The sequence below is a fragment of the Tropicimonas isoalkanivorans genome, from assembly GCF_900112335.1.
Taxonomy (GTDB): domain Bacteria; phylum Pseudomonadota; class Alphaproteobacteria; order Rhodobacterales; family Rhodobacteraceae; genus Tropicimonas; species Tropicimonas isoalkanivorans.
Genome location: NZ_FOLG01000036.1, coordinates 1 through 8,384, shown reverse-complemented (window position 1 = coordinate 8,384; position 8,384 = coordinate 1). Strand labels below are relative to the sequence as shown.

The following is an 8,384-nucleotide window of genomic DNA, read 5'->3' as shown; positions in this document are numbered from 1 at the left end:
AAGGGTGGGACAGCAAGGAACGCTCACCCGAACCTGGGCGGAGCGTGGAACCCGCCCCCGCGCACCGCGCGACACCCGCTACGAATGGGCCTACATCTTCGGTGCGGTCTGCCCGGCGCGGGCGGCAACCGCGGCGCTGGTCATGCCCCGCGCCGATACCTCGGCCATGAACGCCCATCTCATCGAAATCTCAAAGACCGTCGCCCCAGGCGCTCATGCCGTGCTGGTGATGGACGGCGCTGGCTGGCATGGATCCACGGCGCTGCACATCCCGGACAACATTACCATCGTGACGCTTCCGCCCTACGCCCCCGAATTGAACCCGGTCGAGAACATCTGGGCCTATCTCCGGGCAAACCGCCTCGCCATCTCGGTCTTTGACACCTACGAAGACATAGTCGACCGATGTTGCGACGCATGGAACTTCTTCGCGAACGATCCCGAACGAGTCCGATCAATCACAGCGCGCGACTATGCAAAAGCGGTCAGCGCTTAGGGCCGTTGGTATAAGGCATGACATGCCCGCGGCCGGTCGCTAGAACGCCATGGCGGCGTTCACGGCCTTCTGCCAGCCCTTGTAGAGGTGCTCGGCTTCCGCCTCGTCCATCTTCGGTTCGAACAGCCGGTCGACGCCGAAATTGCGGGAAATCTCGCTGCGGTCTGTCCAGAACTTGACGGCCAGCCCGGCCAGATAGGCCGCGCCGAGCGCCGTCGTCTCGATCACGATCGGGCGTTCCACCGCCACCTGCAGCAGGTTGGCCTGGATCTGCAGCATCAGGTCGTTGGCAACGGCACCGCCGTCCACGCGCAGTTTCTGCAGGGCGATGCCGGAATCGGCCTCCATCGCCGACAGGACATCCTTGGTCTGGTAGCAGAGCGATTCGAGCGTGGCGCGCACGAAATGTTCCTTGGTGGTGCCGCGGGTCAGCCCAAAGAAGGCGCCGCGCACGTCGGAATTCCAGTAAGGCGCCCCGAGGCCGACGAAAGCCGGCACCATGTAGACCCCGTCCGTGCCCTGCACGCGGGTGGCGTAAAGCTCGCTGTCCTTGGCATCGCGGAACATCCTGAGGCCGTCGCGCAGCCACTGGATCGCCGAGCCGGCCACGAAGATCGAGCCTTCGAGCGCATATTCCACCTTGCCGTCGATGCCCCAGGCGATGGTCGTGAGCAGGCCGTTCCTGGAGGCCACGGGCGTTTCGCCGGTGTTCATCAGCATGAAGCAACCGGTGCCATAGGTGTTCTTGGCCATGCCGGTTTCGAAACATGCCTGCCCGAACAGCGCCGCCTGCTGGTCACCGGCCATGCCGGCAATCGGAATCTCCATCCCCTGGAAGGCGTCGGGCGCAGTGGTGCCATAGACCTCGGACGAGGGCCGGACCTCGGGCAGCATGGATTTCGGCACCGTCAGATGCGCCAGCAGTTCTTCGTCCCAGCACAGGTCGTGGATGTTGTACATCAACGTGCGGGCGGCGTTGGAATAGTCGGTCACATGCACGCTGCCGCCGGTGAGCTTCCAGACCAGCCAGCTGTCGATGGTGCCGAACAGCAGATCGCCGCGTTCGGCCTTCTCGCGCGCGCCTTCGACGTTGTCGAGGATCCATTTGACCTTGGTGCCGGAGAAATAGGCGTCGATCAGAAGCCCGGTCTTCTCGCGGAACAGCGGATCGAGCCCCTGCTTCTTCAGCGCTTCGCAGATATCGGCGGTCTGGCGCGATTGCCAGACCAGCGCGTTATGCACCGGCCGGCCCGTCGTCTTGTCCCAGACCACGGTGGTCTCGCGCTGATTGGTGATCCCGATTGCGGCGATCATGTCTTCGCTGATGTCCGGGCTGGCGAGGGCTTCGGCCACCACCGACTGGACCGAGGACCAGATCTCCATGGCGTCGTGTTCAACCCAGCTCGGCTTGGGAAAGAACTGGGTGAACTCCTTCTGGGTCACCTTGACGATCTTTCCCTCCCTGTCGAAGAAGATCGCGCGGGAACTGGTCGTGCCCTGGTCGATGGCGAGAACGTATCTTTTCTGCATTGGTTCCTCTTCCCTGAAAGGACCGGGCGGGATCGCTGTCGCGTGACGCCCGATCTGTCCGAGTCTTCACGTGTTCCGTCGGCTGTGGTCAGCCAGCGAGCAGCTTGTAGAGCGTTGCGCCGGCGATCCCGCCGCAGATCGGCGCGACGACCGGGATCCAGGCATAGGACCAGCCACTGGCGCCCTTGCCGGCGATCGGCAGCACCGCATGTGCGATCCGTGGGCCGAGATCGCGGGCGGGATTGATCGCATAGCCGGTCGGACCGCCGAGCGACAGGCCGATGGCCGCGATGTAGAAGCCCACGATCAGCGGGTTGAGGCCGTCGGCGAAGGAATTGACGCCGATCCCGAGCAGGATGAACAACAGCACCGCGGTGCCGATGAACTCTGCCAGGAAGTTGGCGGCCACGTTCGGGATCGCCGGCATGGTCGAGAATACGGCGAGTTTGGTGCCGGTATCTTCGGTAGCCTTCCAGTGTGGCAGATAGACCAGATAGCACAGAACGGCCCCGAGGAAACCGCCGACCATTTGGCCGCCGATGTAGACCGGCACCAGCGACCAGTCTATGGCGCCGACCGAGGCCAGGCCGATGGTCACGGCGGGGTTGATGTGGGCGCCGGTATATTTGCCCGCGACATAGACCCCGAAGGCAACGGCAAAGCCCCAGCCGAGCGCAACCACGATCCAGCCGCCGCCCTGGCCCTTGGATTTCGCGAGGGCGATGTTCGCCACGCACCCGCATCCGAACAGCGTCAGTATCAGGGTTCCGACGAGTTCACCCAGAAAGTAGCCCATTGTGCCTCCCATTTTGCAACAGGGTTTGAAGATCATGTCCGGGGCGCAGCCCGGTAATGATGCTGGCGCTGACGGGGGAATGGGGGTTCTCTCGTGGGCGCTGGAGTCTCTCATACGCCCATGGCGAGCAAATTCCAACACGATTATTTTCATGTGAACGCTCACACATGACATTTTTTTTCGCACTTCCTGTGTCCATGGCCTCGCCGCCGCAGGTGCGGAGGCGTCGCGCGGGCGACTGAATGGTCGCCCTGATGTCACTCCGGGGAGGAGACACGCGGCGGGTCTTCGGTGTGCGCAACGGTGGGTGCGTCAAGTATTTCATGTTTTATAACAGTATATTGTATATGGCAGCATGCAGGGGGCATGCCGGTTGCCGGGTTCTCAGTGCCCGAGTACGATGCCTTGCGCGGGTAGCGACAGCCAGAGGGGTGGTGCTTCGGGTCAACTTGCGGGCTTGCGAGATCGAAGGTTCGAAAAGTTCCCTTAAGCCGCCAGAATTTTCACTTGAAAATTCCTCGGCCATTGGCGTAAGGTCTCCAGGTGCAAGGAGCCGCCGTTTCCGGGACCGCCCGAAACCGGCGGGGGGCAGGTTGCCCCGTTCTCCGACTGTCAGCGGGGCATTGCAATGAGATCAGAAACCCTTTCCCGCCTGCGCGGCGACGGCCCCTTCGACGTTCTTGTAATCGGGGGCGGTGCCACCGGATGCGGGATCGCCGTCGATGCGGCAACGCGCGGCCTGCGCACGGCATTGGTGGAGCGGCACGATTTCGCCGAAGGCACGAGCAGCCGCAGCACCAAGCTTGTCCATGGCGGCGTGCGCTACCTCGAAGCCGCGGTCAAGCGGCTCGACCGCGACCAGTACAAGCTGGTGCGCGATGCGCTGCACGAGCGCGGCGCCTTCCTGCACAACGCACCGCATCTGTCGCGGCCGCTGCCGCTGATTACCCCGATCTATTCCTGGTGGCAGGTTCCCTATGTCTTTGCCGGGCTGAAGATGTACGATCTGCTGTCGGGTAAGATGAATATCGGCCATAGCAAGCTGATCTCGGCCAAGGTGGCCAAGCAGCGCTTTCCAATGCTGAAATCCAAAGGCCTCAAGGCCTGCGTGCTCTATTATGACGGGCAGTTCGTCGATGTCAGGATGGCGACCACGCTGGCCATGACCGCCGAGCGCGCCGGCGCGGTGGTGGCCAACCACGTGACGGTCAGCGCGCTCGTTCACGACGATGCGGGCAAGCTTGCCGGCGCGACGGTGACCGACAGCCTGACCGGCGAGAGCTGGGAGGTCGCCGCGAAGACGGTGATCAACGCCACCGGCCCCTTTGCCGACGCCATCCGCAAGATGGACGATCCTGTCGCCCAGCCGATCCTCAAGGTCAGTTCGGGCGTCCACATCCTGCTCGACGGCAGTTTCGTGCCGCCGGACGGCGGCATCCTGATCCCGCAGACCGATGACGGCCGCGTGTTGTTCATCCTTCCCTGGGAAGGGCAGGCGATCGTGGGCACGACGGATACCGAATGCAGCGTGGTCGAACATCCAGAAGTGACGGAGGCCGATATCACCTATCTTCTGGATTACGTCCGGCGCTACTTCGACATTTCCGTCGGGCCGGATGACGTCCGGTCGGCCTGGGCCGGCATCCGGCCGCTGGTCTTCGATCCGGATGCGAAGGATACCGCCACGCTGGCGCGGGATCATATCATTCTCGAGGACCCCTCCGGCCTGATCACGATCTCGGGCGGCAAGTGGACGACCTACCGGCTGATGGCCGAACAGGCGGTCGACCGGGCGGTCAGGGCCGGCGGATTCGAGGCGGCAGGCAAGAGCCGCACTCACGACAAGAAGCTTCTGGGCGGCGAGGCCTATCGGGCCGACGGCGCGGCGGTACTGTCCGACAGCTTCGGTCTGGACGAGGACGTCGCTGCGCATCTGAATCATTCCTACGGCGACAGGGCGGCGGAAGTGGCGGTGCTGGGCCGCGACAACCAGCTTCTCGGCCGGCTGGCGGCGGGCCATCCCTATATCGAGGCCGAGGCGCTGTTCGCGGTGCGCAACGAAGCGGCGGTGCGGGCCATCGACGTCATCGCGCGACGCATGACGCTGGCACTGGTGGACAAGGTCGCCGCCCTCGTCGCGGTGCCGCGGGTGATCGAGATAATCGCTCCCGAACTCGGCTGGGACGGCGCGCGCCGCGCCAGAGAGGCGGCTCTGGCCAACGAACGCCTGACCGGCGCGCTGTAGCGCCGGCCGGGGCAGGGGCCGTGCGCGCGCCCCCCCCCCCCCCCGCGGGACACGTCTGGTCCCGTGCGCGCGGCAGGGGCCGCCCCGCTGTCGGCCGTCCGCGGCTTGACATCGCGGGGCGGCGGTTGCTCATTGAGGGCGGGCGGGTCCCGGCAAGGGCGGGCCGTCCGCTGCCTCGGGCCTCGGCCCGGTCATTGTGACAGGTTTAGGATGGGGAACAGGCCGCTGCCCTCGGCTTTCAACAAGCGACAGGATCAGATCGTCGAGCTGGCGCGGTCCGAAGGTTATGTCGAGATCGACGATCTCGCCGCCACTCTGGACGTGACACCGCAGACGATCCGGCGCGACATCAATGCCCTGTGCGATCTGGGCATCCTGCGGCGCTATCACGGCGGGGCCAGCCTGATCACCAACAGCCGGAACCAGGAGTACAGCAGCCGCCGCGAGTTGATGCGGGCGGAAAAGGTCATGATCGGCCGGACGGTGGCGGCCCATATTCCCGACGGCGCATCGCTGTTTCTCAATATCGGGACGACGACCGAGGCCGTGGCCGAGGCGCTTCTCGATCACAAGGCGCTGCGGGTGGTCACGAACAACATCAACGTCGCCACGCTGCTCAGTCAGCGCGAGGATTTCGACGTCAGCATTGCCGGCGGCACGGTCCGGCCGCACGACCTGGCCGTCGTCGGCGAGGCCACCATCGACTTCATCAACCAGTTCAAGGTCGATTTCGGCGTCATCGGCATTTCCGGCATTGACGAGGATGGTACGCTGCTGGATTTCGACTATCGCGAGATCCAGATCGCCAGGGCCATCGTCGCCAATTCCCGAACCGTCTTCCTGGCCACCGACCATACCAAGTTCGGGCGCCGGGCGATGGTCAGGCTCGGGCACCTGTCCGACCTCGACGCGCTGTTCATCGACGCGCTGCCGCCACCGCCCTTTGACGCGCTCCTCGCCGATAGCGCCATCTCTGTCCACGTTGCCTTGAAGGCGGAAAAGACATAGCGCTCGCACCGAGCGCCCGAGCCATCCGGCCTTGACGCCGTGAGGGGGTCCTGACCCTCCAGGTGCCCGAACTGCCCCGACCGACAACGGCGCGGGAAGACCCGCGCCTCGGCTGTTCGAGAAGATTGCGGCCGATTGCGCCGCACGGCATGTCGTGCTCGTCAAGGCGACAACCGCTTTGCGCGCCGTCTCCATCGTGAGGAACCGCAGGCCGGACAGGTTGAAGCTGCGCATAAGCCACTTGTTCAACTCGTCCTCGCCGGCACAGGCGTGCCGCGTGTATTCCGCCCAGAGCGTGCGGGTCTGCTCGATCTTCGCGAAGCTCGCCACGCCGGGCCGCTTGCCGTAGTGGCGACCGGGAAGCCCCGGACCTCTCCGAAGGCTGGCGCTCTTATGGCGTCGGGTGGGACAGTATCCCCGGCTCTCGTTTCCCGGAAGGGCCGGGATCACAGCCATGCGCTGAAGAAACGTGGGAAAAAACGCATTCATGCCGGCGCCGATTTGCACAGCAGCGCCTGTCTGCACCGACACCCCACGGGCAGCTGAGATTACATCTGCGGGTCCATCTCGCGGGCCTTGTCCCGCAGAAGGTACTTCTGGACCTTGCCGGTCGAAGTCTTAGGGAGGTCCCCGAAGATGATGCATTTCGGCGCCTTGAAATGCGCCATGTTCTGCCGACAGAAGGCGATCAGGTCCGGTTCGCTTACCGCCGTGCCGGCTTTCAGGGTGACGAAGGCGCAGGGGGTCTCGCCCCAGCGTTCGTGGGGGCGGGCGACGACAGCGGCTTCCAGCACATCCGGATGCTTGTAGAGCACGTCCTCCACCTCGATCGAAGAGATGTTCTCGCCGCCCGAGATGATGATGTCCTTCAGGCGGTCCTTGATCTCGATGTAGCCGTCCGGGTGCATCACGCCGAGGTCGCCGCTCGCGAACCAGCCGCCTTCGAAGGCAGTGTCGGTCGCGGTCGGGTTCTTGAGATAGCCCTTCATCACGTTGTTGCCGCGCATGAAGATCTCGCCGATGGTCGATCCGTCGCTCGGTACGGGCTCCAGCGTCTTCGCGTCGGCGACCATCAATCCGGTCGAGGTGAGATTGCGGACCCCCTGCCGCGCCTTCAGCCGCGCCCGTTCGGCCGGGCCCTGGGTATCCCATTCGCTGTGCCATTCGCAGAACACCGCCGGTCCGTAGGTCTCGGTCAGGCCGTAGCCGTGGTTCACGTCGAACCCGAGCGCCTCCATCTTCTCCAGGATTGCGGCGGGGGGCGGGGCGCCGCCGGTCAGCACCTTGATACCCTTCTGCAAGCCGTCCTTCATGTGTGCCGGCGCGTGGACCAGCAGCGCCAGAACGACGCTCGCACCGCAGAAATGCGTGACATTCTCCTGACGCATCAGTTCGAAGATGGGTTCGTCGCGTACCGCGCGCAGACAGACCGACGTCCCCGAAACCGCGGCCAGCGTCCAGGGGAAGCACCAGCCGTTGCAGTGGAACATCGGCAGCGTCCAGAGATAGACCGGCTGCCCGGTCATATCGAGCGTGGTGATATTGGCCAGGGCGTTCAGATGGGCGCCGCGGTGGTGATAGACCACGCCCTTGGGGTTGCCGGTGGTGCCGGAGGTGTAGTTGAGGCTGATCGCGTCCCACTCGTTGTCGGGCAAGACCCAGGCGAACGCCGGGTCGCCCTGCGCGAGGAAGTCGTTATAGGTGGTCCTGCCGATCAGCTGTCCGCCCTCGTAGGTCGGGTCCTCGATGTCGATCACCAGGCAATCGCGGTTGCCCGCGATGTGCAGCGCCCGTTCCGCAACCTCGGAGAATTCCGGGTCGACCAGCAGCACCTTGGCCTCCGCGTGGTTCAGGATGAAGCCCACCGCTTCGGCATCGAGCCTGGTGTTGATGGTGTTCAGAACCGCGCCGGCCATCGGCACGGCGAAATGCGCCTCGAACATCTCCGGGGGTGTTGTCACGTTAATCAGTATCCGGCTGAAGATGGTTTGTTGGGTGGAAAGTTAAACAAGCCCGGCGGCGGTCTTCCAGATGTCGAATGCTTCCAGTCGATGAAATCGGATGGCCATGGCAGTGCGGCGGCGGGATGGAACGGAAAAGCAATTTCGGGTTGGCGAATGAATGGAAACAAATCGCTGCAATCCGCCAGGCGAGCGAAATCCTTGCATGCAGCGTTCGCGTTTCCTGAACGGCAGGTGACTGTTTTCAGCCCGGTTATTCAGACCTTTATGGGAACGGTGTTCCAGTCCCGGTGCGACGTCACGTTTCGCGGCTCCATAGGACCGCAGCTTGTCGGTGACGATCCGCTT

Annotated in this window: 7 protein-coding genes; 3 read left to right on the top strand and 4 right to left on the bottom strand. The window is 64.2% G+C overall.

From position 1 onward, the window contains the following. Positions 1–496: IS630 family transposase (locus BM075_RS23790; RefSeq protein WP_143089949.1), on the top strand; the 496-nt coding region annotated here is incomplete at its 5' end. 39 nt (positions 497–535) lie between these two features. Here BM075_RS23790 and glpK read toward each other — a convergent pair. Together glpK and BM075_RS23780 are read right to left on the bottom strand one after the other, a co-directional pair. Then, on the bottom strand, positions 536–2,026 hold the full coding sequence (gene glpK / locus BM075_RS23785) for a glycerol kinase GlpK (protein ID WP_093363088.1): 1,491 nt from the start codon (positions 2,024–2,026) through the stop codon (positions 536–538). Positions 2,027–2,114: 88 nt separating this feature from the next. Beyond that, entirely contained in the window at positions 2,115–2,822 is a 708-nt protein-coding gene (locus BM075_RS23780; protein ID WP_093363087.1) for an MIP/aquaporin family protein, read from the bottom strand. A 628-nt stretch (positions 2,823–3,450) separates the two neighbouring features. On the opposite strand from BM075_RS23780, the gene BM075_RS23775 reads away from it, so the two are divergent. Further along, positions 3,451–5,067 (top strand): FAD-dependent oxidoreductase, encoded by a 1,617-nt coding sequence (locus tag BM075_RS23775; RefSeq protein WP_093363086.1) that lies wholly within the window; start codon positions 3,451–3,453, stop codon positions 5,065–5,067. 210 nt (positions 5,068–5,277) lie between these two features. Continuing rightward, complete coding sequence (locus BM075_RS23770) at positions 5,278–6,075, top strand: DeoR/GlpR family DNA-binding transcription regulator (RefSeq protein WP_093363085.1); 798 nt, start codon at positions 5,278–5,280, stop codon at positions 6,073–6,075. A gap of 548 nt (positions 6,076–6,623) precedes the next feature. On the opposite strand, the gene BM075_RS23760 is transcribed toward BM075_RS23770, so the two are convergent. Both BM075_RS23760 and BM075_RS23755 read right to left on the bottom strand, forming a co-directional pair. Beyond that, complete coding sequence (locus BM075_RS23760) at positions 6,624–8,060, bottom strand: AMP-binding protein (RefSeq protein WP_281244977.1); 1,437 nt, start codon at positions 8,058–8,060, stop codon at positions 6,624–6,626. An 18-nt stretch (positions 8,061–8,078) separates the two neighbouring features. Further along, a partial coding sequence (locus BM075_RS23755; protein WP_143089948.1) for a DDE-type integrase/transposase/recombinase occupies positions 8,079–8,384 on the bottom strand: 306 nt, incomplete at its 5' end.